Raw genomic sequence first — 24,037 nt, forward strand, 5'->3', positions numbered from 1 at the left:
GACCTCGGCCGTGGCACCCGCCGAAGCAGCCGGCCGTCCCGTCGAACTGAGCGTCGTCGTGCCCGCGTACAACGAGGAGCACCGGCTCCGGCCCACGCTCGACGCTCTGCGCGGGTACCTGGGCGCCGGTGAGCGGGACGGTGCCGACAAGCGCGACAGCTCCGGTGACCGGGACAGCTGGGAGATCGTCGTCGTCGACGACGGCTCCGACGACGGCACCCGCGCCGTCGCCGAGGCCGCGGCCGCAGCGGAACCCCGGATCCGGGTCGTCGCCTGCGACCGCAACCGCGGCAAGGGCCACGCCCTGCGCCAGGGCGTGGCCGTCACCCGCGGCCGCCGCGTCCTGGTCACCGACGCCGATCTGGCCACGCCCATCGAAGAGCTGGAGCACCTGGAGAAGGAGCTCACCGGCGGCTGCGCGGCCGCCGTCGGCTCCCGTGCGAAGCCGGGCGCCACCATCGAGACCCATCAGCACCGGCTGCGCGAACTCCTCGGCCGCACCGGCAACTTCCTCATACGGGCCGTCGCGGTGCCCGGCATCCGCGACACCCAGTGCGGCTTCAAGCTCTTCGACGGTGATCTGGCCCGCGAGGCCTTCGCCGCCTCCCGTACCGACGGCTGGGCCATCGACGTGGAGGTGCTGCAGTACCTCAGGCGGCGCGATCTGCCGCTCGCCGAAGTGCCGGTGCGCTGGGCCCACCAGGAGGGCTCGAAGGTACGGGCCCTCGACTATCCGAAGGTCCTCGGCGAACTGGCCGCCCTCAAGGCGCGCACCGTGCGGCCCGCGAGCCTCGGCGTGCTCGGCCTCTTCCTGCTCGCCTCGTTCCTGCTCAACAAGGGCCGCTGGCCCGACCCGGGCGCCCGCTATCTCACGGACTCGCTGCAGGACCAGAACCAGTGGGAGTGGTTCTTCGCCGTCACCGCGGAGAACGTGCTGCATCTGCGCAATCCGCTCTTCACCGATCTGCAGGGCTTCCCCGACGGTGTGAACCTGATGGCCAACACGGTCATGCTCGGTCTGTCCGTGCCGTTCGCGCCCGTCACCGCCCTGTTCGGGCCCGCGCTCTCGCTCGCGCTCGTCATGACGCTCGGCCTCGCCGCGACCGGGTTCGCCTGGTACTGGCTGATCCGCAGACGGCTCGGTACCGGCCGGGCCGCGGCCGTCGTCGGCGGGGCGCTCGCCGCCTTCGCTCCCCCGATGGCCAGCCATGCCAACGCGCACCCCAACTTCGTGGTGCTGTTCATGATCCCGCTGATCGTGGACCGGACGCTGCGGCTCTGTCTGCGGGAGGGCCCGCCCGTCCGCAACGGCGTCGTCCTCGGTCTGTTCGCCGCGTACCAGATCTTCCTCGGCGAAGAGCCGCTGCTGCTCGCGGCGATGGGGCTGCTCCTGTTCGCGGCCGCCCATGCGGTGGTGCGCCGGGATGTCGCGCGCGCCGCCTGGCGGCCGCTCGCGAAGGGGCTCGGTACCGGTGTCGCGGTGGCCCTTCCGCTGGTCGCCTTCCCGCTGTACTGGCAGTTCTTCGGGCCGCAGAGCTACCACTCGGTGCTGCACGGCGAAGGCGCCGCCAACAGTCCGCTGGCGCTCCTCTCGTTCGCCGACCGGTCGCTCGCCGGTGACCGCGCGCTCTCCGAACGGCTCGCCCTCAACATCACCGAGCAGAACGCCTTCTACGGCTGGCCGCTCGTCGCCCTCGCCCTCGCGATCGTCGTACGCCTGTGGGAGCGGGCCGCCGTGAAGGCCCTGGCGTTCACGGCCGTGGCGGCGGCGTTTCTGTCCCTGGGCGCGGAGTTCCGTATTCCGATGACGGATGTGGTGCTCACCGGGCCCTGGCGGCTCCTCGCCCACCAGCCGCTGTTCGAGTCGGTCATCGAGTCACGGGTCGCGATGATCTGCGCACCCGCGCTCGGCCTGCTCGTCGCGCTCGCCGTGGACCGGCTGCGCACCGCACGGCCCGCGCACCGCGCGGTCGGCCTCACCGCCGTCGCCGCCGCCCTGGTGCCGATCGTGCCGCTGCCGCTGACGACGGTGGAGCGGGCACCCGTGCCGCCCTTCATCGCCGACGGCACCTGGAAGTCGTACGTCGACACCGCACGCGGCGAGTCCCTGGTGCCGGTGCCGCTGCCCGACCCCGGCGGTGCGGAGGCCCTGCACTGGCAGACCGCGGCGGGCCTCGGCTTCAAGCTGCCCGGCGGCTACTTCAACGGTCCCTGGGGCGAGGAGCGCGTCGGCATCTACGGCGCCGCGCCCCGGCACACCTCCAACCTTCTGCGCGACGTGCGCTACAGCGGCGAAGTCCCCGGGCTCAGTGACGCCTGGCGGAAACAGGCCGCGGCGGACCTCGCGTACTGGAAGGCCGGCGCCGTCGTGCTCGCGCCGCAGCCGAACGACGGGGCGCTGCGGGAGACGGTGCGGCAGCTGCTCGGGAGCGAAGGGCGGCTCGTGGGCGGGGTGTGGGTCTGGGACGTGCGGTGAGCACCCCGGCCCGGCGCGTTCCTTTCGTGGGCCGCTCCCAGCTGCTGCACAGGGGCAGATGAGGGCCCTGCTCGGGGATTACGCTGCCAGCACTGTCCGCACCACCGCTGACACGAGGAGCTCTCTTGGCCTGTGATCTGTGGCTCGTCCCCCTGGTAGACGTGCTGTGCCACAGCCCCGACAACCCCTTCGCCGAAGAACTCGCCCTCTACGACAAGGTGCTCGGCGAGGCAGGGCTCCCGCCGGTGCCGGTCTTCGCGTACATGCCGGGACTCTCGGGGGATGTGGCCCCGGTGGCCGGGTTCGACTACGACGCCCTGCACTTCCTGCGCCGGGCGTATCTGCTGCAGATCTGCGGGCTCGCCGTCACCCCCGTCGACGAACTCGGCGGGGACTACGAACAGCTCCTCGAAATGTTCGAGGCCACCGCCAAGGAATCGCACCTGGTGTGGCACTACGACCACGCGGGGGCGTATGTGCCCGTGGACTTCGCGGCGCCGCTGGCCAACGAGGAACTCCTCGCCGGGGGCGGGCCGTTGGGGTCCGCGCAGGCGCTGCTGCGTGAGCTGGAGTATGTGGCGCCGTCGATCGGGATCGATCCGGGGAATCCGCCGGCCGCCCCGGCGCCGCCGCCGGGGCCCACGTCACTTGAGGAGCCCGCGGCTCCGGTGGCGTACGACGAGAGTCCGTTCGCCCGGGAGCGGCATGTGTGGCTCGGGCTGCATGCGGCGGCCACGCGGTGCCTCGGGCAGGGGTCGATGATCGTCTTCAGCTGAGCCGCAGCCGTCCCCCCTCTTCGTCCTCAAGCGCCGGACGGGCTGATAAATCAGCCCGTCCGGCGCTTGAGGGCTTTCGGGCCGGAGCTAAGCCACCATGTGCTCGTCCGCCACCGACAGCGCCGCGTCGAGGACGGACAGTCCCTCCTTGACCTCCGCCTCGCTCACCGTGCAGGCCGGCACCGCATGCGTGCGGTTCATGTTCACGAAGGGCCACAGACCGCCCTTCTTGCAGGCTGCCGCGAAGGCCGCCATGGGGGCGTTCGCCGGGCCCGTCGCGTTGTACGGGACCAGCGGCTCCCGGGTCTCGGGGTCGCGCACCAGGTCCAGGGCCCAGAAGACGCCGAGGCCGCGCACCTCGCCCACCGACGGGTGGCGCTCGGCCAGTTCGCGCAGGCCGGGGCCGAGGACGTGCTCGCCGATGTGGGCGGCGTGCTCCACGATCCGCTCCTCCTCCATGACCTGGAGGGTCGCCACGGCCGCCGCGCAGGCAAGGGGGTGCCCGGAGTACGTGAGCCCGCCGGGGTACGGCTTCTTCGCGAAGGTCTCCGCGACGGCGGACGAGATCGCCACACCGCCGAGCGGGACGTACCCCGAGTTCACGCCCTTCGCGAAGGTCAGCAGGTCGGGTACGACGTCGTAGTGGTCGGCGGCGAACCACGCGCCGGTGCGGCCGAAGCCCGCCATCACCTCGTCCAGGACGAAGACGATGCCGTAGCGGTCGCAGATCTCGCGGACCCCGGCGAGATAGCCCGGGGGCGGCGTCATGATGCCGGCCGTGCCGGGCACCGTCTCCAGGACGATCGCGGCGATCGAGTTCGGGTTCTCGAAGGCGATGGTGTCCTCGAGGTGCTGCAGCGCCCGCGCGCACTCCTCCGCCTCGGTCTGCGCGTAGAACGGCGAGCGGTACAGGAACGGGGCCCAGAAGCGCACGACGCCCGCCGAGCCGTTGTCCGAGCCCCAGCGGCGCGGGTCGCCGGTGAGGTTGATCGCGGCGGCGGTGGCGCCGTGGTACGAGCGGTAGGCGCTCATGATCTTCGGGCGGCCCGTGTGCAGCCGGGCCATGCGGACGGCGTTCTCGACCGCCTCCGCGCCACCGTTGGTGAAGAAGATCTTGTCCAGGTCGCCCGGGGTGCGCTCGGCGATGAGGCGTGCGGCCTCGGAGCGTACGTCGATGGCGAAGGCCGGGGCGAAGGTCGTCATCCGCCCGGCCTGCTCCTGCACCGCGGCCACGACCTTGGGGTGCTGGTAGCCGATGTTGGTGTAGACGAGGCCGCTGGTGAAGTCGAGGTACCTGTTGCCCTCGTAGTCCCAGAAGTACGCACCCTCGGCGCCGGCTACGGCGAGCGGGTCGATCAGCTCCTGCGCCGACCAGGAGTGGAACACATGCGCGCGGTCGGCGGCCTTGACTGCGGCGCCCTTCGCGGGATCGGCCTGAGGGGTGACATGAGGGGTCATGGGCCGAGAGTAAATGTCCGGGATGCGGACAGAACATCGGCGTCGTGTTCGGTACCCGCCGGTGCGCCCCGACAGTCTGTCGAGCCCCTCAGGAGTGCCCATCGGCCGGGCCCTCAGTCGTCGTCGTCCGGTGCCCGCACCGCCGTCGCCTTCCCCGAGCCGCCGCAGCTGATCCGGTACGCGATGTCGTCCGCGTCCTCCGCGCTCGGCTCCAGCTCCAGGCGGGCCATCGGCGCCGGGCCCCGCGCGTACTCCTCCACGTGGTAACCGTCCGCCGGGCTCCAGGAGACCAGGTACACCGTGCCGTCGGGGCGGCACTCGGCGGTCGCGGTGCCGCCGGTGAAGCGGAGGGTGGAGTGGCGGGTGGGAGTGGGGGCCGGGGTGGGACTCGCCGTCCCCGGGGTGGGACTCGCCGTCGGCTTCCGCGTCGGCCCAGCCGTGTCCGGGTCCCTGGTGGAGGCCGGTGCCGAGGGGCCCTGGCCGGCCGCCAGCGCCCTGCGGACCGCCGCGTCGTCGAGCGGCCGGCTGCGGTCGCCCGCCGCCCCGTCGAACCCGGCCAGGGTCCACGCGCCGAGTCCGCCCGCCACGGTCGCGAGCGCCGCCCATGCCGCGGTCACCGCCGCGCTCCGCCACCTCATGCCCAGGCCTTCCCCTCTCCGGTACGGGCTCCAGCCTCTCCGGTTACGGGCTCCAGCCTCTCGCACCGTTTCCTAACGTCCGGTTAAGGCCCGGCCAAAGAGCGGCCCACTCCCCCGTACCCCCTTGCCCCTGCCCTGAACTGCCCTCATACCGTGGGCCCATGCCCCACCTCCTGGTCATCGAGGACGACCCGCAGCTGCGCGGGGCCCTGGTGCGCGCGCTGCGCGACAAGGGTCATGCCGTGGCGACCGCGCCCACCGGGATGGCCGGTCTCGACACAGCCGTCACCGAACGGCCCGACCTGGTGGTGCTCGACCTCGGCCTGCCGGATGTCGACGGGGCGCAGGTGCTGCGGATGCTGCGGGCGGTCAGCGACGTCCCGGTGATCGTGGCGACGGCACGGGACGAGGAGCCCGACATGGTGGCGCTGCTCGAATCCGGGGCCGACGACTACATCGTGAAGCCGTTCGGGGCCGCGCAGCTGGATGCCCGGATCAAGGCGGTGCTGCGGCGTCTGGGGGCGCCGGAGCCGGAGGAGCCACTGCGGGTGGGCGGGCTCAGGGTGGATCTCGCCGCCCGCGAAGTGGCCCTCGACGGGCGGGTCCTGGATCTGACGCCCCGCGAGTTCGATCTGCTCGCCCATCTCGTACGGCGCGCGGGCCAGGTCGTGTCGCGGCGCGAGCTCCTCGCGGAGGTGTGGCAGCAGCCGCTGGGCGGTGCGGACAAGACCGTCGACGTTCATCTGTCGTGGCTGCGGCGGAAGTTGGGCGAGACGGCGCAGGCGCCGCGCTATCTGCATACGGTGCGCACGGTGGGCGTGAAGCTCGCGCCCCCGGACGACACGCCGCCTCCCGACGACACGCCACCGCCCGATGCCACGCCGCCTCCCCACGACATGCCACCGCCCGATGACACGTCGACACGCGACGACACGCCACCGCCCGATGACACGCCGCCGACCGATGACACGTCGACACGCGACGACACGTCGACGCGCGATGACGCGACGCCCCCGGACGACGCGGCGGCGGCAGGCTGATGCGGCGCTGGCTGCTCGTCCTCACCGCCGCGACCACGGCCCTCGTCCTGGCCGCGCTGCTCGTACCGCTCGCGCTGCTCACCCGTACCCACGCCGCGGAGCGGGCCACCGCGGAGGCCACGGCGCGGGCGCAGTACGTGGCATCCGGGGTCGGCGCCACCCTCGGCTCGGGTTCGGGCCGCGCCGCGGCCTCCTTCGTCGACGGCGCCAACACCCCTTCCGGACCAGCCACTTCCGTCGTCCTGGCCGACGGCCGGGTGCTCGGTGCGCCCACGCGGGTCGGCGACGCCATCCGCCTCGCGCGGCGCGGGCGGGCCTTCACCTACGCCGATCCCGGCGGCGGGCGCCTCGTCCTGGTCCCGGTGCAGGGACCCGAGGGCGGCACGGCCGTCGTGCAAGTAGCCGTCAGCAAGCAGCAGTTGTACGACGGCATGCTGGCGTCGTGGCTGATCTTCGCCGGGATCGGTGCGTGCCTCGTCCTGGTCGGCCTGCTCATCGCGGACCGCCTCGGCGCCCGGCTCGTGGGCTCCACCCGGCGCCTCGCGGGGGTCGCCGAGCGGCTCTCCGGCGGGGACCTCACGGCCCGCGCCCAACCGGAGGGCCCCCCGGAACTACGCCTTGTCGCCGGTCAGTTGAACCACCTGGCCGCGCGCATCGACGAACTGCGCACCGCCGAACGCGAGAACGCCGCCGACCTCGCCCACCGCCTTCGCACCCCGGTGGCCGCCCTGCGCCTCGACGCGGAGGGACTGCGGGACGCGGAGGAGGGCGAGCGGATCGCGGCGGGGGTCGCGGCCCTTGAGCAGCAGGTCGACGAGGTGATCCGGCGGGCGCGCAGGCCCCTGCGGGACGGGCCGGAGCAGGCGGATCTGGCGGGGGTCGCGCGGGAGCGGGCGGAGTTCTGGCTGCCGCTGGCGGAGGATCAGGGACGTGCGGTCACGGTCGACGTGCCGTCGGCGCTGCGGGTTCCGGTCGCCGTGCCGGAGGACGAACTGTGCGCCGCGCTCGACGCGTTGATCGGCAATGTCCTGGACCATACGCCGCAGGGCACGGACTTCCTGATCGCGGTCGCGCAGGCGCCCGGGGGCGAAGCGTCCCTCGAAGTGCGCGACAAAGGACCGGGATTCGCGGACGCCACGGCGACGGAACGGGGCACCAGCGGGGCGGGATCCACCGGCCTCGGCCTGGACATCGCGCGGCGTACGGCGGAGATGTCCGGGGGGCGATTCGCGATCAGTGCCGCCGACGGGGGCGGGGCCCGGGTGACGCTGGCCTTTCCCCAGGGCCCCCAGGGCCCCCAGGGCTCCCAGGGCCCCCAGGGCCCCCAGGGCCCCCAGGGCCCCCGGCGGGGCTAGCCGGACAGCCGGCCCGCGAAGACCTCCCGCACCGGTCGCGCCCACCGGTTCACCCCCAGCTCCGGTCGCAGCGCGGCGAATCCGCAGGCGTACTTCGTGAACTCCGAGGCCCGCAGGCCGAAGCGGTGCAGGAGGCGGTCGGCCTCCGTCAGGTGGCCGCGGGTCTTGGTCTCGACGAGGACGAGACCGCCCGCGGCACGTGCCGACCGCCCCGCCCCCGACTCCTCCCGTACGACGAGCCCCGCGTCGCACGTCACCCGCTGCCCGTCCGCGACGAACGTGGCCCGCAGATAGTCCGTGGACAGGGACGGCACCAGCTCGTCCGGTGCCTCGATGCCGTACTCGGAGCGCAGCACCCCGGCGAGGAAGTCCCGGCGGGCGTCGTCGAGCGGATGGTCCTTCGCCCACAGCCGCTCGCGCCGCTTCACCGTCTCGCCCCGCGGTCCCTTGAGTTTGATCTCGAACTGCCGCTCCCCCGTGTCCCGGTAGAGCCGCTCGCGCACCCGGAAGCGCAGCCGCCGCCCCTGCCGGTGATCGTGGAAGGTGCGCAGGTCGGAAGTGTCGTAGTAGACGGAGTGATAGTCGAACCAGCGCTTGCCGTTGATCGACAGGGCACGGAAGGCCCCGCCGGGCCGTCGTGGGTCCGTCAGCAGCGCCGCGAAGTCGTCGAACACCTCGACCGGCACCAGATAGCTGTTGTCGAAACGGGCCAGGAGCTCGGCCCTGGCGAGGACTTCGGCCAGCTGGATCGGGTGGGCGGCGAGTGCGGCACGGCTGATGGCGCGTACGGCGGGGATCACACGGTCTCCTTGTGCGGGGGACGGGGGGCGATCGTGCGGGACCTGTCGGAGCGAGTGGCGGATACGGCGGTACGTGAGGGACGCGTGGCGTCCGACGATCGTTCCCCATCTTCCGGCTGGCGGAACCGGACTTCCACCACCATCAAGTCTCGTACATAGTCGACTTCCCGGACAGTCCAGCCGAGCGGCTCCCCGAGGCGTTCGGCCAGATCCGCACGCAGGGCCGCGGGCTCCCGGTGCACCACGTCGAGGGTGACGACCGCCCGCCGGTCCCGGCGGTACAGGCGCGGGTGGTCGGCCGCGTACACCACCGCGAGCAGCACGCCCGCAAGGGCCGCCGCCGTGCCGAGACCGAGCCCCGGCAGGCCGCAGAGCAGGCCGAGGACCAGGGTCGTGAAGTAGTAGGCGACTTCCTGGTGCTGGACCGTGTCGGAGCGGAGCCGGATGATCGAGAGCACCCCGAAGAGGCCGAAACCGAGCGCCAGACCACCGCCCGTGCCGCCGCGCGCCAGTGCCGCCACGACCGCGAACAGGGCGACATTCAGGGCGAGATACGCCGGTACGAGCTCACGCCTGCGATGACGCGGATAGAAGACGCCGAAGGTGAGGACCGAGACGGCGACGAGATCGAGGCCGAGGTGGGCGGCCAGGCTTGGCAGGCTCTGCAGGTTCTCCATGCCCGGGACGTTAGGGACGGCGGGGTTAAGCCCGCCCCCATGAGCGGTTAACGCGGGCGGTCACCCGTTCACCAATTGACAGCATGCTGCCTTTTCGACAGGATGCTGGCATCGAGATCGGCCTATGAGGACGAGACCGGACGAAGACCCTGGGAGCGCAGCGATGAACCGCAAGCCCGTGCACGTCGCCGTCTACGACACCTACGCCGACTGGGAGTCGGGGCACGCCACCGCCCATCTGGCCCGCGGCGGCCACGAGATCCGGTACGTGGGCGCGACCCCCGACCCGGTCACGACCATGGGCGGTATGCGCGTCACGCCTGACATGACCCTCGATTCCGTACGGCCCGAGGACAGCGCCCTGCTCATCCTCACCGGCGCCGAACTGTGGGACGCGGGCGACGAGCTGGTGCCGTTCGCCCGCAAAGCGCGGGCGTTCCTGGACGCGGGGGTGCCGGTGGCCGCGATCTGCGGGGCCACGGCGGGACTTGCCCGTGAAGGGCTGCTCGACGACCGGGCGCACACCAGCAACGTCTCCTTCTACCTGGAGGCCACGGGATACAAGGGCGGCGCGCGGTACGCCGATGAACTCGCCGTCACCGACGGCGACTTGATCACCGCGAACAGCACCGCCCCCGAGGCCTTCGCCCGCGAGATCCTCGGCCGCCTCGGGGTGTTCGAGGGCGAGGTGCTCGACGCCTGGTACCGCCTTTTCCAGGACTCGGACCCGGCGGCGTACGAAGTGCTCGCGGCGGCGGAGGCCGGGGCGAAGTGAAGGACACCGAGGCACTCAGCCGTACCGCCCTCGGGGTGTTCCGGCTCAACGGTCAATTCCTTGCCGTGTCCGAGCAGTTGGCGCGGCCCGCCGGGCTCACCGCGGCCTGGTGGCAGGTGCTCGGCGCCGTGCTGCACGAGCCGCTGCCCGTGGCCGGGATCGCCCGCGCGATGGGCATCACGCGGCAGAGTGTGCAGCGCATCGCCGATCTCCTCGTGGAGAAGGGGCTCGCGGAGTACCGGACCAACCCCGCCCACCGCAGGGCCAAGCTGGTCGCCCCCACCGAGGAGGGGCGGGCCGCGATCCGGCGGATCACCCCCGGCCACTCCGGCCTCGCCGCGCGGCTCGCGGACGAGCTCGGCGAGGAGCAGTTCGCCGAGACCGTACGGGTCCTGGAGCGGCTGTCCGAGGCCATGCACGCGCTGGAGACCGCCTCGAAACCGCAACCCCTGGGGACCGGCCAGGAACCGTAGGGCGTACGGTCCCGGCCTCGACGATCTGGGGGCTCTGAGGCCTTCGTCCCACTATCCTCGGTCTGTTGGGCTGCGGTGAGCCGGCGGGGCCGGCGCGGGGAGGGCGGGGGCCATGGAGAAGCTGGGGGCTTCGGATCCGCGGAGCATCGGGGCGTACCGGCTGCTCGGGCGGCTCGGCGCGGGCGGTATGGGGCAGGTCTTCCTCGGCCGGTCGCCGGGCGGACGCACCGTCGCCGTGAAGGTGGTGCGCCAGGAGCTGGCCGAGCAGGAGGAGTTCAGGCGCCGGTTCGAGCAGGAGGTGCGGACCGCGCGGCAGGTGATCAGCGCATGGACGGCGCCCGTGCTCGACGCCGACCCCGAGGCCCGCACCCCCTGGCTGGCCACCGGCTATGTCGCGGGACCCTCGCTGCAGACGGTGGCGCGCGAGCACGGGCCGCTGCCCGAGCGGTCGGTGCGCACCATGGCCGCGGGACTCGCGTACGCCCTGCGGGATGTGCATGCCGCGGGCATCGTGCACCGCGATCTGAAGCCGTCCAACGTCCTGATCACCATTGACGGCCCGCGCGTCATCGACTTCGGGATCGCCCGCGCCCTGGAGACGGTCACCGAGGGCGGTCTCACCCGTACCGGCGCCCTCGTCGGCTCCCCCGGATTCATGGCGCCCGAGCAGGTGCGCGGCGACCTGATCACACCGGCCTGCGATGTGTTCTGCCTGGGCTCGGTGCTCGCGTACGCCGCCACCGGGCGGCTGCCGTTCGGCGCGGAGGGCAGCGGGGCGCACGCCCTGATGTTCCGGATCGCGCAGGAGGAGCCCGACCTCGACAGCCTGCCGGACCCGCTGCGCGACCTCGTGCACGACTGCCTGGCCAAGGAGCCGACGGCACGGCCCTCGCTCGACGAACTCCTCGAACGCACCGGCGCCGAGCACACCGTGGCCGGCGGACGGGCCGTCGAACCCTGGCTGCCGGGCACGCTGATCGCCCAACTGGGGCGGCACGCCGTGCAGTTGCTGGAGACGGAGGAACTGGAGACGGAGGAGACGGAGAGGACGGAAGAGGTGCGGGAGGCGGAGGAGGTGCAGGAGGCGGAGGAGGTGCAGGAGGCGGAGGAGGTGCAGGAGGCGGTCGAGGAACCGCGCCTCGACCGGCTGCCGACCTTGGCGGCCGACCCCCACACCCTGGCCGCGCCGGACTATCCACAGCCTGTGGGGTACGGCCATCCGGTCGCCGACCCTCCCCAGTACGGCAGCCGGCCGCCGGGACCGCCGTTCGGAAGCGACGCCTGGTACGCGCAGGCCGGGCACTACGAACCGCCGGAGCCGCCACTGCGGCGCAGCGGCCGGGCCACGGCCCTGCTCATCGCGGTTGCCCTGGCCGTGGCGGTGGGCGCGGGCGGCTCGGTGTACGCGGTGATGAAGGGTGAGGGGGCCGGCTCCAAGGACGGCCGTGAGGGCGCGAGGCCGCCCGCCTCCAGCGCCCCTCCGGCACCAGGAGACACACCAGGACAGCCCTCTTCGCCGGTGCCGTCCGGGAACGCTCCGGCGCCCGCGCGGGGCGAGATCCCGCAGGACTACCTCGGCACGTGGCGCGCCGCTTTCCAGGCGGGCGGCGGCTCCAACTCCCGGGTCCTGACCCTCACTCAGGGCCTGCGCGGCGAGCAGGTGATGCGTCTGGAGGGCAGGGGCCCGGCGCACGACTGCCGCTGGACCGCGACGCTGCGCTCCGCCGGTACGAGTCTCGTGCTCGGCCCCTCCAAGGTCACCCGGGGCGATCCGCAGCACTGCAAGCCGGGACCGGTCAGCGAACTGACGCTGCCCGGCGACGGCACCCTCGTACGCGAACTGATCGGCAGCGGCGGCACGCCTCTGACGTACAAGAAGTCCCCCGGGTGACCCGGCGTACACGAAGGCGGAGTGAACAGACCGCGAACCCACGGGACTTGGGCACCGTACGGGCCGACTGGCTCATACCGTCCCCCTTGTGGACTGGGTCAGCACCGAAAACGTGATCGCGGTCGGCACCGCCGTGCTTGGCGTACTCGCCTCGGTGGCCGCCCTCTGGTACGAGCGCCGGGTGCCGCGGCGCAAGCGGCTCGGCTACCGCGTGCAGATGGACACGCCCATCGGCAGCGAGGAGGGCGCGGGCCGCAATGTGCGGCTCGGCCTCTTCGACGAGGACCCGTCCATGTCGGACGCCACCCTGGTGCTGCTGCGGGTGGAGAACGACGGCTCCCAGAGCATCGCCGACGCCGACTACACCGGGCGCGAACTGCACGGTCTGACCGCCGAGTTCAGCGGGCGCACCATCCGCGGCATAGCGGTCACGCAGCCCGGTGACGCCGAGCACCTCATGGAGCACTTCGCGCCGGCCTTCGGCCTGCGCCACCAGGACGGCACCCTGTACATCCCGCGGGTACCGCTCAACCGCGGCGAGCACTTCAAGCTCCTGGTGCTGCTCACCGGCGGCCATGTCGGCGACGGGATACGGATCACCGGCGGTATCCGCGACGGCGAGGTCAGGCCCAACCGCAGCACCACACCCGACGACGTCCCGCCGCTCCTCAGCCGCCCCGCCCGCCTGCTGACCTTTCTGCTCACCGTGTGCGTGGTGGCCCTCTCCACGGTCGTGGTGGTACGCGGCGACCGGCCGCCCATGGGCTGTGCCGAAGGCGATCTGACGGTGGTGGGCTCCACGGCGTTCAAGCCGGTCGCCGACGAGCTGGCCGACAAGTACGAGAAGGACTGTCCGGGCGCCCGCATCACGGTCGACGCACACGGCAGCGCGCCCGGGGTCAACGAACTCGACGAGAAGGGCGCCGCGTCGAAGAACTCCCCCGCGATCGTCGCCTTCTCCGACGGCCCGAAGGCGGCCGGGCATCCGCGGCTGCGCGAGAACCGGGTGGCGGTGTCGTCCTTCGCGATGGTCCTCAACGACCGGGTGCCGCTGAAGGATCTCTCCCTCGCGGATCTGCGCCGCGTCTACCGCGGCGAGGCCCGCACCTGGCGCGACCTCGACCCGGCACTGCCCGCGCTGCCCGTCGTCCTGGTCAGCCGCAACTCCAACTCCGGTACGCGCGCGGTCTTCCAGCGCCGTATCCTGCGCGGCTTCGAGAACGCACCCTCCTCCGCCGACTGCCGGCGCAAGGAGGACCCGAGGGCCCGCATCATCCGCTGCGAGGCGGACAGCACGGAGGAACTGCTCGCCACGGTCGCGAAGGTGCCCGGCGCGATCGGCTACAGCGAGCTGCGCTCCAGCACCACCCCGAAGGGGCTGCGCCGGCTCGCCCTCGACGGGCACGCGCCGGCCGTCGACGACATCGGTACGTCGGCGTATCCGTTCCGCGAGATCGAGTACGCCTACACGTACGGCAGGCCGCCCGCGGACTCCCTGGTCTCCAGCTTCCTCAACTACACGATCCGCCTGGGCGGCCAGGACGTGGTGCGCACCCATGGCCATCTGCCGTGCCAGGCGGTGGAGGGCCTGCGCGCCTGCGGGGTGCCGGTGCGGGGCTCGGGTTGAGCCCCGCACCGGTCCTTGTACCGGCCCTCGTACCGGTCCTTGTACCGGCCCTCGTACCGGCCCTCGCCCCAGCCCCCGTACCGGCCCTCGCCCCGGCGCCTCAGCCCGTCTGGATGTCCCGCCGCCGAAGCCCCGCGAGGCCCACCGCCGTGCCCGCCGCCGCAAGCAGGAGCAGCACCGCGAACGGTCCCCACTCCATGGCGTGGCCCGGCAGCTTCGGCAGATGCGCGAACGGCGAGATCTTCAGGGCCCAGTCGGGCAGGTTGAACGCCGCGCCCAGCCAGCCGAGGGCCAACGAGAGCCCCGCGTACGCCCAGCCGAGCACCGCCGCCCGCGGCACCAGGCCGTAGACGAGTACCGCCACCGCGCCGATCAGCCAGATCGCCGGGACCAGGACGAGGCAGCCGCCCAGGACGGCGGCGGGCTGCTTGCCGTGGCCGAGGGCGAGGCCGAGTCCGGCGAGGAGCATGAGCAGCGCCGCACCGCCGAAGGCGATCACCAGATGCCCGGCCGCCCAGCGCACCCGGCCGACCGCGCCCGCGAGGACGGGCTCACCGCGCTGCGAGGTCTCCTCGCCGTTGAGCCTGAGCACCGACTGCACGATGTAGACCGCGGCGACCATGCCGAGCATGGAGACCATCGCGGAGAGAAACGCATCGGTGACCCCGGCCTGGCCGCCGAGGCGGGTGAGCATCTCCTTGGTCTGCCGGTTGTCGCCGACCAGGTCGGCCGCGCCCTCGGTCATTCCGCCGAACATCACGCCGGTGAGCAGAAAGCCGATGCCCCAGCCGAGCAGGCTGCCGCGCTGCAGCCGCCAGGCGAGGCCGCCCGCCGAGGAGAGCCGGCCGTCGGCCGGGCCCGGCCGTGCGGGCAGAAAGCTCATCCCGATGTCCCGGCGGCCCGCGAGGGTGTAGGCGAGCACGCCCTGGACCACGGCGGCGGCGGCGATCAGGCCGAGCACCCACCAGCGTTCACCGGCGAACGCCCGCAGGTTCTCCGCCCAGCCGATCGGCGAGAGCCAGGTCAGCACATGCGAGGCGTCGTCGGCGGCCGCGTCGCCCGCGGCCTTGAGCACCCAGGCGAGTCCGAGCACGGCGGCCGTGAGGCCCTTGGCGAGGCGTGCGGTCTCGGTCAGCTGCGCCATCATCGCGGCCATGGTGGCGAACACCATGCCCACACCGCCGATGGCGAGCCCGAGCGCGAGCGCACCGCCCGCGCCCTCCCCGGCCAGGCCGAGCGTGACGAGCAGCGCGATCCCGGCGTTGGCGATCAGCGCCACGAGCAGCGCCGCGGTGAGGGGCGCCCGCCGTCCGACCATGGCGGCGGAGAGCATCTCCTGGCGCCCGGTCTCCTCTTCCTCACGGGTGTGGCGTACGACGATCAGCAGGCTCATGATCGCGGCGAAGGCGGCCATGAACGCCAGATACCGCCAGGTCACGATCGCCCCGAGCGAGTCGTCGAAGACCGGCCCGTACAGGGAGCGCAGCGAGCTGTTCGCGGCGATCGACGTGACGACACCGGCCCGTTCGGCCTGGGTGCCGTAGATCTCCCCGAGGGTGCCCGCGGAGCTCGCCGTGGTGCCGCCGAGGAACAGCACCCACAGCGGCACCATCACCCGGTCCCGGCGCAGGGCGAGCCGCAACAGCGTGCCCGTACCGGCCAGTTGGCCCGAGCCGCGGCGCTGCGGAACACCGGCTCCGCCACGGGTCGCGTCGGCTACGGCGGTCATCGCGACATCGCCTTCTCTTCGGTGCGTACGTCGTCCTGGTAGTGGCGCAGGAACAGCTCTTCGAGGGTGGGCGGCGTGCTGGTCAGGGACCGCACACCCGACTCGGTGAGCGAGCGCAGGACGGCGTCCAGCTTGTCCGAGTCGACCTGCAGCCTGACCCGGTGGCCCTGGATGTCCAGGTCGTGCACTCCGGGAAGGCGGCTCAACCCGTGGGGGGCGCCCGCGAGTTCGGCGGTGACGCTGGTGCGGGTCAGATGGCGCAGGTCCGCCAGGGAGCCGGTCTCGACCGTCTGTCCCTTCCTGATGATGGAGACCCGGTCGCAGAGCGACTCGACCTCGCTGAGGATGTGCGAGGAGAGCAGGATGGTGCGGCCACGGTCGCGCTCCTGCTCCACACAGTCCTGGAAGACCTCCTCCATCAGCGGGTCGAGTCCGCTGGTCGGCTCGTCCAGGATCAGCAGGTCCACATCCGAGGCGAAGGCGGCGACGAGGGCGACCTTCTGGCGGTTGCCCTTGGAGTAGGTGCGCCCCTTCTTGGTCGGGTCGAGCTCGAACCGCTCGATCAGATCCGCCCGCCTGGCCTTGTCGAGTCCCCCGCGCAGCCGCCCGTAGAGGTCGATGACCTCACCGCCGCTGAGGTTGCGCCACAGCGTCACGTCGCCGGGGACGTAGGCGATCCGCCGGTGCAGCTCGACCGCGTCGCTCCACGGGTCCTTGCCGAGCAGCTGGGCGGCGCCGGAGTCGGCGCGCAGGAGCCCGAGCAGAACCCGGATGGTGGTGGACTTGCCCGCGCCGTTCGGCCCGAGGAAGCCGTGCACCTCACCGGTCTCGACCGCCAGGTCGAGGCCGTCAAGCGCGTGTGTCCGCCCGAACGACTTGTGGAGTCCGGAGACGGTGATTGCCTTCGTCATGATTTTGAACGTACGTTGATTTCACAAACTTGTGAAGTTAAGGAAGCGTATAAACTCGCGCGCAGGCCGGTGAGCAGGGGAGATGATCGGGCGATGGCACAGGAGAACGAGACCGGACGGGACGAAGAGGCCGTCTCACGCTTCGTGGAGGGCTTCGCCGGCATCTTCGTGGAGGCCGGTGTGCAGCGGATGCCCGCACGCGTCTTCGCCGCGCTCCTCGCCTCCGACGCGGGTGCCATGACCTCCGCCGAACTGGGCGACCAGCTCCAGGTCAGCCCGGCCGCGGTGTCCGGCGCGGTGCGCTACCTCACGCAGCAGCACATGGTCTCGCGCGAACGCGAGCCCGGCACCCGCCGGGACCGCTACCGCGTCAGCAACAACCAGTGGTACGAGGCGCTCGCCAACCGCGACCAGATCCTCAAGCGCTGGGAAGAGGCGCTGCGCGACGGCGTCCAGAGCCTGGGCCGCGAGACCCCCGCGGGGCGGCGGATGGCGGAGACCCTGGCCTTCTTCGAGTTCATCAGCGGGGAGCTGCCACTGATGCTGGAGCGGTGGCGGAAACGCCGGGACGAGCTGTTCAGCGCCAACTGACACCGGCACCGACCGGCCACTCAGGCCTGACACCGGCACCGGCCAGCCACTCAGGCCTGACACCGGCACCGACCCGCTGCACCCACCGGCTTCGGCCCCGACCGGCCGCTCAGGCCGACGCCGACGGCAGCGTCAGGGCCCACGCCCCCGCCCGTACCGTCCACGTCCGGGTCCGTACCGGGCCCGAGGTCACGGCGTCCGCGCGGTAGCGGAAGTCCGGTCCCGAGATGGTGATCCGGTGCGCCTCCGCCCGCACCGGCGACACCGCCGACGACGACCGCACCTCGACCCGCGCGACACCGCCCCTGGCCGGCGCCACCGACACCCCGTCCACCGGCTGGTCCAGATCGACGAGCATGACGCCGTCCGCCTCCACCCGAAGCCGTGCGGGCCCCGGCGCCGCCGCACGGACCGGCGCGGGCCGCACCAGCGTGCGGACCAGGGACTGGGCGGTACGCAGCAGCGAACCCGACTCCGCCGGCGGCGCCGCGGCGGTCACCGGCACCGGGATCACCAGCTGCCCGAGCACCACACCGTCACTGTCGTCCACAAGGAGGTCCAGGCGGTGCGGCGCCCCGTCGAGTACCGCTCGGGCCGCCGCCACCGCCCCCGCGGGCACCCCCAGGGCGGCCGCGAGCGCGGTCGACGCACCCACCGGGACCAGGGAAAGCACCGAAGAGGCCAGCTCGCGCTCACGGTGCAGCGCCGCCACCGCCCGCACCAGGGCCCGGTCGTCGCCCACCACGACGGGTCTGCGGGCGCCGCGTCTGGCCAGGGCGCGGGCGAATTCCTCGGGGCCGTCGGGCAGGCAGATCTTCACCGGGCCGAGGCCCGCGCTGCCCGCACAGAGGACGTCTTTCGCGATCCGCACCGACTCCCCGTCGGCCTTGCGGGCCGAGGAGTCGATCACCAGCAGGAGAGGCTGTACCGGCTGCGCGCTGTACGCGGCGGGCTCTGGAGCCGACACCTCGGTCCTTCCTCGGGTAGCATCTTTGTGCAAGAGCCCCTTGCGCTATTGCGCCAGGGGCTTCGTCTATTCCGGGGCACCGGTCCGACGGGTGCGGCCAACGAGGGTCGCTGGTGTACGTATTCGCGTACGCCCCTGACCTTGGACATGCCCCACCCGGAAGGGGTGTACGCCTGTGCCCGCACTTGTGCTGCTCGGTGCTCAGTGGGGTGACGAGGGCAAGGGAAAGGCCACCGACCTGCTCGGTGGCTCCGTTGACTATGTGGTGCGCTACCAGGGCGGCAACAACGCCGGCCACACGGTTGTCGTAGGCGACCAGAAGTACGCGCTCCACCTCCTTCCCTCCGGGATCCTCTCGCCGGGGTGCACCCCGGTCATCGGCAATGGTGTCGTCGTCGACCCGGCGGTGCTGCTCTCCGAGCTGAGCGGCCTCAACGAGCGCGGTGTCGACACCTCAAAGCTCCTGATCAGCGGTAACGCCCACCTGATCACGCCGTACAACGTCACCGTCGACAAGGTCACGGAGCGCTTTCTCGGCAAGCGGAAGATCGGGACCACCGGCCGGGGCATCGGTCCCACCTACGCCGACAAGATCAACCGCGTGGGCATCCGGGTCCAGGACCTGTACGACGAGTCGATCCTGGAGCAGAAGGTCGAGGCGGCCCTCGACACCAAGAACCAGCTCCTCACCAAGGTCTTCAACCGGCGTGCGATCGAGGCGCCGCAGATCGTCGAGGAGATGCTCCAGTACGCGGAGCAGATCAAGCCGTATGTCGCCGACACGACGCTGGTCCTCAACAACGCCATCGACGACGGCAAGGTCGTCCTCTTCGAGGGCGGCCAGGGCACGCTGCTCGACGTGGACCACGGCACGTACCCCTTCGTGACCTCGTCGAACCCGACGTCCGGTGGCGCCTGCACCGGCGCGGGCGTCGGCCCCACGAAGATCTCCCGGGTGATCGGCATCCTGAAGGCGTACACCACGCGTGTGGGCGCCGGACCGTTCCCGACCGAGCTCTTCGACGACGACGGCGAGGCGCTGCGCCGGATCGGCGGCGAGCGCGGTGTCACCACCGGCCGTGACCGTCGCTGCGGCTGGTTCGACGCCGTCATCGCGCGCTACGCGACCCGTGTGAACGGCCTGACGGACTTCTTCCTCACCAAGCTGGACGTCCTGACCGGCTGGGAGCAGATCCCGGTCTGTGTGGCGTACGAGATCGACGGCAAGCGCGTCGAGGAACTCCCGTACTCCCAGACCGACTTCCACCACGCGAAGCCGGTGTACGAGTACCTGCCGGGCTGGTCCGAGGACATCACCAAGGCCAAGTCCTTCTCCGACCTGCCGAAGAACGCGCAGGGGTATGTGAAGGCCCTGGAGGAGATGTCCGGCGCACCGATCTCCGCGATCGGCGTCGGCCCCGGCCGGGACGAGACGATCGAGATCAACTCGTTCATCTGAGCCGGGTTCGGTTCTCTGTTCACTCGTAGGGGTGGGTCGCACGGGAAGCGACCCACCCCTTGCTCATGCCCGGCAACACTGGCGCTCCTCAGGAGGGGAGTGCAGCATGACGGTTATGGCAGAGCGCACGCAGCAGATGGACGTGGAGGAGTTCGAGGAGATCGCCTCCGCCGCGCCCGAGACCGTCACGTTGGAGTTCATCAACGGACGGGTCGAGGGGAAGAGCGTGCCGGACGGAGATCACGAGACCATCTTCATGTGGCTGCTCAGGCAGTGCATGCAGGCCCGTCCAGACCTGGACCTGTACCCGAACAAAGGGCTGAGGGTCGAGACGTACCGCAAGGGCCGGGCGCGTCCCGATGGCACGTTGGCTCCTGTCGCCCACTTCGCCGGCCAGGGTGACTGGGGAGATGCCTCGGGTGTTCTGATGGCCGTCGAGATCACTTCGTACGACGCGGACACGGACCGCCGCGACCGCCAGGAGAAACCCGCTGCCTACGCAGCGGCAGGCATTCCGGTCTATCTGCTGATCGACCGCGACGACCACACCCTCGTGATCCACACGAACCCGGACGTCGGGAACAGCCGTTACCTGGACCGCCACATCGCCCCCTTCGGGGACAGGGCCACCCTGCCCGAGCCGGTCGGCATCACGCTCGACACCGAGGTCCTGAAGAACTACGTCCGCTGAGAGCGGGCCCCTGATCGCCGGAACCCCGGCGCCGCGCACCGCGTCCTTCAGGATCATGGGGCGCGACGAGTTCATAGGGTGCGGCGGCTGTGCGGCGGGGTTCGTCGGGGCGATCGGCGCCGTCACGTTGTGGGGAACCTCCGAGCGGACCCGGGTGCACCTGGGCGGCGGGTTCGAGAACAACGGCATGGATCTGTCCGTGCTGTGGACGGAGCTGCCCCTGGTCGCCGTCGCCGGGTGCGCGGTGCCGACCCTGGTCTGGGTGCTCATCGGGCGGTTCCTCGGGCGTCGCGGCGCCGCCGAGTCAGAGCTCGACCAGTAGCTCCCGCAGCCCCCGGATCACGAAGCCGTCCTTCCAGCGCGGCTCGGCGGCGAGCCGCAGACCCGGGGCCCGGCGCAGCAACTGTCCGAAGGACGCGGCGAGTTCGATCCTCGCCAGCGGTGCGCCCAGGCAGTAGTGGATACCGCCACCGAGGCTGACGTGCGGGTTCTCGGCACGGTTCAGGTCCAGGGTGTCGGGCTCCGCGAAGACGGCCGGGTCGCGGTTGGCGGAGCCGAAGAGCAGGGCGACCTCGCTGCCGCGCGGGATCCGGACGCCGCCCACCTCGATGTCCTCCAGGACCCAGCGCTCGAAGAGGTGCAGCGGGCTGTCGTAGCGCAGCAGTTCCTCCACGGCCGTGGACAGTGAGGCGGCGCCTGAGCGCAGGGCCGCGAGTTGCCCGGGGTGACGGAAGAGCGCCCACCAGGCGTTGCCCGTCGAGTTCACGGTCGCCTCGTGACCGGCGTTCAGGAGCAGCACCGCGGTGGAGATCATCTCCTGTTCCGTGAGCCTCTCGCCTTCGTCGTGCGCGGCGATCAGGCCCGAGATCAGGTCCGTGCCCGGGTCCTTGCGCCGTGCGGCGATCAACTCCCGCAGATAGGCGGAGAATTCGAGCGAGGCACGGACCGCGCGATCGGCCGTCTCCTGCGGAGGGTTCAGCTCGTACATCCCGCAGATGTCCGCCGACCAGGGCCGCAGCATCCCGCGGTCGCTCTCGGGGATACCCAGCATCTGTGCGATCACCGCGACGGGCAGCGGCTCGGCGACCCGGGCCACCAGGTCACCGCCGCCGTCGGCGACCAGCCCGGCCACCAGGTCTGCCGCCAACTGCTCGACATATGGCCGCAGTTGCTCCACCCGCCGGGGCGTGAACGCCTTCGAGACCAGACGGCGGATCCGGGTGTGCCGGGGTGCCTCCAGGTCGAGCAGGCCGTTGTCGTTGAGGACATGGAACGGCTCGTGACCGGGCGGTGGCGGGGTGCGGCCGAACTCCTCGTGTGTGAAGCGGTGCAGATACGTACGGCCGAGGCGCCGGTCACGGAGCAGCGCCGATACGTCGGCGTGGTGCGGGATCAGCCACTGCCGTGACGGCTCGAACCACAGGGCGCGGCCCCGGGCGCGCAGTTCGGCGTAGGCCGGGTAGGGGTCGGCGGCGAAACCGGGCGACCAGGGGGCGAACACCGCGGGGGCGGACCGGGCGGACCGGGCGGACCGGGCGGACGGGGCAGACACCATGGGGTCAGTCAACCTCCCTCAGGACGGCGTGACCAGACGTGCCTCGTACGCGAAGACCGCCGCCTGCGTGCGGTCCCTGAGGCCCAACTTGACCAGGATCCGGCTGACATGGGTCTTGATGGTGGACTCCGCGACGACGAGATGATCGGCGATCTCCGCGTTCGACCGGCCCTGCGCGATCAGCACCAGGACCTCTGTCTCGCGCTCGGTGAGGTCTCCGATCTGGGCCACCGCCGGGGCCTTCGCCGTGGACACCGTGGCCAGCTTGGAGAACTCGGCGATCAGCCGCTTGGTCACCGTCGGCGCGAGCAGCGCCTCACCGGAGGCCACCACCTTGACGCCGTCGGCGAGTTGGCGTGCCGACGCGTCCTTGAGCAGAAAGCCGGAGGCACCGGCCCGCAGCGCCTCGTAGACATACTCGTCGAGGTCGAAGGTGGTCAGGACGAGCACCTTGGTGTCGGTGCCGGCGGCGACGATCTCACGGGTCGCCTCGATGCCGTTCAGCTCCGGCATCCGGATGTCCATGAGGACGACGTCCGGGCGCAGCGCCGCGACCTGCGCGACCGCCTCACGACCGTTCACCGCCTCGCCCGCGACCTCGATCCCCGGCATGGCGCCAAGCAGGACGGAGAAGCCCTCGCGGACCATCATCTGGTCGTCGGCGATCAGGACACGGATGGCGTCGGCGGCGGGCGTATCGGAGGCGTTTGTGTGCGGGTGCGGGCACGGGTCCGGCTGCGCGCTCATGCGGAGTCCCCCTGCGTGTTCTGCACGGGCAGGAACACGGCCACTTCATAGCCGCCGCTGTCGGTGGGCTCGGCCGTCATCTCGCCGCCCAGCATCGCGACCCGCTCCCGCATCCCGGTCAGTCCGTGGCCCGCGCCGGGTGAGTCCTTGGCGAGCCGGTCCGGTGTCCCGTTCACGATGCGCAGGCCGAGGCCCCCGAGGACATAGGCCACCTCGACCTCGGCGGTGGCGCCGGGTGCGTGGCGCAGGGTGTTGCTGAGCGCCTCCTGGATGATGCGGTACGCCGACAGCTCGACGCCCTGCGGGAGTTCACGCACCGCGCCGGTCACCGTTCTGCCCACCACGAGGCCCGCGTCACGGACGTTGGCGAGCAGCGCGTCCAGGTCGGCGAGGGTGGGCTGCGGGGCGTCCGGGGCCTCGTAGTCCTCCGCGCGGACGACACCGAGGACGCGGCGCAGTTCGGTGAGCGCGGCGACGGCGTTCTCACGGATGGTGGCGAAGGCCTGGGCGAGCTCGGGCGGCGGGTTCTCCACCCGGTAGGGCGCGGCCTCCGCCTGGATCGCCACCACCGACATGTGGTGGGCGACGACGTCGTGCAGCTCGCGGGCGATGGTGGTGCGCTCCTCCAGGAGGGTCCGCTTGGACCGCTCGACAAGGGTCACCTCCTCCTTGGCGACGACCTCCCGCTTCGCGGAACTCGCGGCCCGCACGGCGACGGCCGCGGCGAGCGAGAACGCGGAGAGCACCCCCATGGCCAGGGTCGGCCCCCCGTCCACCCCGGTGAGTACCGTCGCGGCCAGGCCGAGAGCAAGGGTCAGCACATACATCTCCGCCGCCACCCGCGGCCGGGAGCGCAGGGCCACCTGCACCATCACGACCAGGTGCGCGGCGAATCCCGGCACGCTCCACGGGTAGACGACCTCGCCCCAGGAGGCGAGCACCGTGCCCGTCACGCACGTGAGCGCCATCGACGTCCAGAACGCGGCGACCGGACGGAACAGCGTCAGCACCACGGGCGCCGCGGCGACAAGGCCGAGGAACGCCGTCTCGGACGCCCCGTAGCCATGATGGGAACCCATCCCGATCAGGAAGACCACGAACGCGGCGAACAGCACCGCCGCGTGCGGCAGCCAGCGGACGTAGGGACGGGCCCGCTCCGGTATCCGCCGCAGCACCCGGGAGCCCTGGCCTTCCGGCAGCGGAGGGAGCGGCCGGAAGGCGAAGGCTCCCGTGAGGAGGTCCTCACGGAGGGCCTGCAGAGCGGTGCGGAACAAGCGGGCCTCGGTGCGGAGGGTCTGGGTCTCGGTCACGCTGAAACGGTAGGCGCTGCGGTGAGGGGCGTCGTCACCTGCGATGCGGATCCTGCCGGGTCCGTCTCAGGTACTACTTCAGCCCTCGGGT

The 24,037-nt window shown here is 71.9% G+C and carries 21 protein-coding genes and 1 pseudogene; 12 read left to right on the forward strand and 10 right to left on the reverse strand.

Annotated features, from left to right (window positions below):
* Positions 1–10: 10 nt before the first annotated feature.
* Together ACFQVC_RS16020 and ACFQVC_RS16025 are read left to right on the forward strand one after the other, a co-directional pair.
* The gene (locus tag ACFQVC_RS16020; protein WP_381831095.1) at positions 11–2,476 is read left to right on the forward strand and encodes a glycosyltransferase; all 2,466 of its coding nucleotides are present in this window, start codon (positions 11–13) and stop codon (positions 2,474–2,476) included.
* A gap of 125 nt (positions 2,477–2,601) precedes the next feature.
* A complete protein-coding gene (locus ACFQVC_RS16025) occupies positions 2,602–3,252 on the forward strand; it encodes a hypothetical protein (protein WP_381831096.1) in 651 nt (216 codons plus the stop codon).
* Positions 3,253–3,339: 87 nt separating this feature from the next.
* On the opposite strand, the gene ACFQVC_RS16030 is transcribed toward ACFQVC_RS16025, so the two are convergent.
* Both ACFQVC_RS16030 and ACFQVC_RS16035 read right to left on the reverse strand, forming a co-directional pair.
* Positions 3,340–4,710 (reverse strand): aspartate aminotransferase family protein, encoded by a 1,371-nt coding sequence (locus tag ACFQVC_RS16030; RefSeq protein WP_381831097.1) that lies wholly within the window; start codon positions 4,708–4,710, stop codon positions 3,340–3,342.
* Positions 4,711–4,823: 113 nt separating this feature from the next.
* Complete coding sequence (locus ACFQVC_RS16035; protein ID WP_381831098.1) at positions 4,824–5,348, reverse strand: hypothetical protein; 525 nt, start codon at positions 5,346–5,348, stop codon at positions 4,824–4,826.
* A 161-nt stretch (positions 5,349–5,509) separates the two neighbouring features.
* Here ACFQVC_RS16035 and ACFQVC_RS16040 point away from each other — a divergent pair.
* Together ACFQVC_RS16040 and ACFQVC_RS16045 are read left to right on the forward strand one after the other, a co-directional pair.
* A pseudogene (locus tag ACFQVC_RS16040) lies at positions 5,510–6,202 on the forward strand (response regulator transcription factor); the annotation flags it as partial.
* Between the two features lie 185 nt (positions 6,203–6,387).
* Positions 6,388–7,743, forward strand: coding sequence for a sensor histidine kinase (locus tag ACFQVC_RS16045; RefSeq protein WP_381831099.1), 1,356 nt, complete (start codon positions 6,388–6,390; stop codon positions 7,741–7,743).
* Here ACFQVC_RS16045 and ACFQVC_RS16050 read toward each other — a convergent pair.
* Both ACFQVC_RS16050 and ACFQVC_RS16055 read right to left on the reverse strand, forming a co-directional pair.
* Entirely contained in the window at positions 7,740–8,543 is an 804-nt protein-coding gene (locus ACFQVC_RS16050) for a VTC domain-containing protein (RefSeq protein WP_381831100.1), read from the reverse strand. The genes ACFQVC_RS16045 and ACFQVC_RS16050 overlap by 4 nt on opposite strands.
* Positions 8,540–9,220, reverse strand: coding sequence for a DUF4956 domain-containing protein (locus ACFQVC_RS16055; RefSeq protein WP_381831101.1), 681 nt, complete (start codon positions 9,218–9,220; stop codon positions 8,540–8,542). The genes ACFQVC_RS16050 and ACFQVC_RS16055 overlap by 4 nt, the downstream gene beginning before the upstream one ends.
* Before the next feature lie 163 nt (positions 9,221–9,383).
* Between ACFQVC_RS16055 and ACFQVC_RS16060 the strand changes: the two genes are divergently transcribed.
* The 4 genes from ACFQVC_RS16060 (at position 9,384) to ACFQVC_RS16075 (ending at position 13,986) form a co-directional block, all read left to right on the forward strand.
* Entirely contained in the window at positions 9,384–9,995 is a 612-nt protein-coding gene (locus ACFQVC_RS16060) for a type 1 glutamine amidotransferase family protein (RefSeq protein ID WP_381831102.1), read from the forward strand.
* A complete protein-coding gene (locus tag ACFQVC_RS16065) occupies positions 9,992–10,468 on the forward strand; it encodes a MarR family winged helix-turn-helix transcriptional regulator (protein WP_381831103.1) in 477 nt (158 codons plus the stop codon). The genes ACFQVC_RS16060 and ACFQVC_RS16065 overlap by 4 nt, the downstream gene beginning before the upstream one ends.
* A gap of 112 nt (positions 10,469–10,580) precedes the next feature.
* On the forward strand, positions 10,581–12,359 hold the full coding sequence (locus tag ACFQVC_RS16070) for a serine/threonine-protein kinase (RefSeq protein WP_381831104.1): 1,779 nt from the start codon (positions 10,581–10,583) through the stop codon (positions 12,357–12,359).
* Positions 12,360–12,447: 88 nt separating this feature from the next.
* The gene (locus tag ACFQVC_RS16075; protein WP_381831105.1) at positions 12,448–13,986 is read left to right on the forward strand and encodes a PstS family phosphate ABC transporter substrate-binding protein; all 1,539 of its coding nucleotides are present in this window, start codon (positions 12,448–12,450) and stop codon (positions 13,984–13,986) included.
* A gap of 100 nt (positions 13,987–14,086) precedes the next feature.
* Here the strand turns inward: ACFQVC_RS16075 and ACFQVC_RS16080 are convergent, their stop codons facing one another.
* Entirely contained in the window at positions 14,087–15,715 is a 1,629-nt protein-coding gene (locus tag ACFQVC_RS16080; protein WP_381831106.1) for an ABC transporter permease, read from the reverse strand.
* Positions 15,712–16,626 carry an ABC transporter ATP-binding protein gene (locus ACFQVC_RS16085; RefSeq protein WP_381831107.1) on the reverse strand — a complete coding sequence of 305 codons (915 nt, stop codon included), beginning with the start codon at positions 16,624–16,626 and terminating at the stop codon, positions 15,712–15,714. The genes ACFQVC_RS16080 and ACFQVC_RS16085 overlap by 4 nt, the downstream gene beginning before the upstream one ends.
* A 93-nt stretch (positions 16,627–16,719) precedes the next feature.
* On the opposite strand from ACFQVC_RS16085, the gene ACFQVC_RS16090 reads away from it, so the two are divergent.
* Positions 16,720–17,217 (forward strand): GbsR/MarR family transcriptional regulator, encoded by a 498-nt coding sequence (locus ACFQVC_RS16090; RefSeq protein ID WP_381831108.1) that lies wholly within the window; start codon positions 16,720–16,722, stop codon positions 17,215–17,217.
* 109 nt (positions 17,218–17,326) lie between these two features.
* Here the strand turns inward: ACFQVC_RS16090 and ACFQVC_RS16095 are convergent, their stop codons facing one another.
* Positions 17,327–18,184 carry a diacylglycerol kinase gene (locus tag ACFQVC_RS16095; protein ID WP_381831109.1) on the reverse strand — a complete coding sequence of 286 codons (858 nt, stop codon included), beginning with the start codon at positions 18,182–18,184 and terminating at the stop codon, positions 17,327–17,329.
* A 175-nt stretch (positions 18,185–18,359) separates the two neighbouring features.
* Here ACFQVC_RS16095 and ACFQVC_RS16100 point away from each other — a divergent pair, with 175 nt between their 5' ends.
* From ACFQVC_RS16100 to ACFQVC_RS16110, 3 genes are all read left to right on the forward strand, one after another.
* A complete protein-coding gene (locus ACFQVC_RS16100; RefSeq protein ID WP_381831110.1) occupies positions 18,360–19,643 on the forward strand; it encodes an adenylosuccinate synthase in 1,284 nt (427 codons plus the stop codon).
* Positions 19,644–19,749: 106 nt separating this feature from the next.
* Positions 19,750–20,334 (forward strand): Uma2 family endonuclease, encoded by a 585-nt coding sequence (locus tag ACFQVC_RS16105; protein ID WP_381831111.1) that lies wholly within the window; start codon positions 19,750–19,752, stop codon positions 20,332–20,334.
* 55 nt (positions 20,335–20,389) lie between these two features.
* Positions 20,390–20,656, forward strand: a complete 267-nt coding sequence (locus ACFQVC_RS16110; RefSeq protein WP_381831112.1) for a hypothetical protein — start codon at positions 20,390–20,392, stop codon at positions 20,654–20,656.
* Here the strand turns inward: ACFQVC_RS16110 and ACFQVC_RS16115 are convergent.
* Genes ACFQVC_RS16115 through ACFQVC_RS16125 form a run of 3 tightly spaced genes read right to left on the reverse strand, consistent with a single transcriptional unit; the run spans position 20,639 to position 23,946 of the window.
* Positions 20,639–21,889, reverse strand: coding sequence for a cytochrome P450 (locus ACFQVC_RS16115; RefSeq protein WP_381831113.1), 1,251 nt, complete (start codon positions 21,887–21,889; stop codon positions 20,639–20,641). The genes ACFQVC_RS16110 and ACFQVC_RS16115 overlap by 18 nt on opposite strands.
* An 18-nt stretch (positions 21,890–21,907) precedes the next feature.
* Entirely contained in the window at positions 21,908–22,636 is a 729-nt protein-coding gene (locus tag ACFQVC_RS16120; RefSeq protein ID WP_381831114.1) for a response regulator, read from the reverse strand.
* Positions 22,633–23,946, reverse strand: a complete 1,314-nt coding sequence (locus ACFQVC_RS16125; RefSeq protein WP_381831115.1) for a sensor histidine kinase — start codon at positions 23,944–23,946, stop codon at positions 22,633–22,635. The genes ACFQVC_RS16120 and ACFQVC_RS16125 overlap by 4 nt, the downstream gene beginning before the upstream one ends.
* Positions 23,947–24,037: the final 91 nt, after the last annotated feature.

The sequence above is a fragment of the Streptomyces monticola genome (genome assembly GCF_042665355.1).
In the GTDB taxonomy this organism is placed as follows: Bacteria; Actinomycetota; Actinomycetes; order Streptomycetales; family Streptomycetaceae; genus Streptomyces; species Streptomyces monticola.

Excerpts from the sequence above, each read along its gene's own strand:
- ACFQVC_RS16045 (WP_381831099.1), top strand. The coding sequence starts at position 6,388 with ATGCGGCGCTGGCTGCTCGTCCTCACCGCCGCGACCACGGCCCTCGTC.
- ACFQVC_RS16110 (WP_381831112.1), top strand. The coding sequence starts at position 20,390 with ATGGGGCGCGACGAGTTCATAGGGTGCGGCGGCTGTGCGGCGGGGTTC.
- ACFQVC_RS16060 (WP_381831102.1), top strand. The coding sequence starts at position 9,384 with ATGAACCGCAAGCCCGTGCACGTCGCCGTCTACGACACCTACGCCGAC.
- ACFQVC_RS16070 (WP_381831104.1), top strand. The coding sequence starts at position 10,581 with ATGGAGAAGCTGGGGGCTTCGGATCCGCGGAGCATCGGGGCGTACCGG.
- ACFQVC_RS16090 (WP_381831108.1), top strand. The coding sequence starts at position 16,720 with ATGGCACAGGAGAACGAGACCGGACGGGACGAAGAGGCCGTCTCACGC.
- ACFQVC_RS16035 (WP_381831098.1), bottom strand. The coding sequence starts at position 5,348 with ATGAGGTGGCGGAGCGCGGCGGTGACCGCGGCATGGGCGGCGCTCGCG.
- ACFQVC_RS16120 (WP_381831114.1), bottom strand. The coding sequence starts at position 22,636 with ATGAGCGCGCAGCCGGACCCGTGCCCGCACCCGCACACAAACGCCTCC.
- ACFQVC_RS16115 (WP_381831113.1), bottom strand. The coding sequence starts at position 21,889 with ATGGTGTCTGCCCCGTCCGCCCGGTCCGCCCGGTCCGCCCGGTCCGCC.
- ACFQVC_RS16105 (WP_381831111.1), top strand. The coding sequence starts at position 19,750 with ATGACGGTTATGGCAGAGCGCACGCAGCAGATGGACGTGGAGGAGTTC.
- ACFQVC_RS16030 (WP_381831097.1), bottom strand. The coding sequence starts at position 4,710 with ATGACCCCTCATGTCACCCCTCAGGCCGATCCCGCGAAGGGCGCCGCA.
- ACFQVC_RS16055 (WP_381831101.1), bottom strand. The coding sequence starts at position 9,220 with ATGGAGAACCTGCAGAGCCTGCCAAGCCTGGCCGCCCACCTCGGCCTC.
- ACFQVC_RS16080 (WP_381831106.1), bottom strand. The coding sequence starts at position 15,715 with ATGACCGCCGTAGCCGACGCGACCCGTGGCGGAGCCGGTGTTCCGCAG.
- ACFQVC_RS16085 (WP_381831107.1), bottom strand. The coding sequence starts at position 16,626 with ATGACGAAGGCAATCACCGTCTCCGGACTCCACAAGTCGTTCGGGCGG.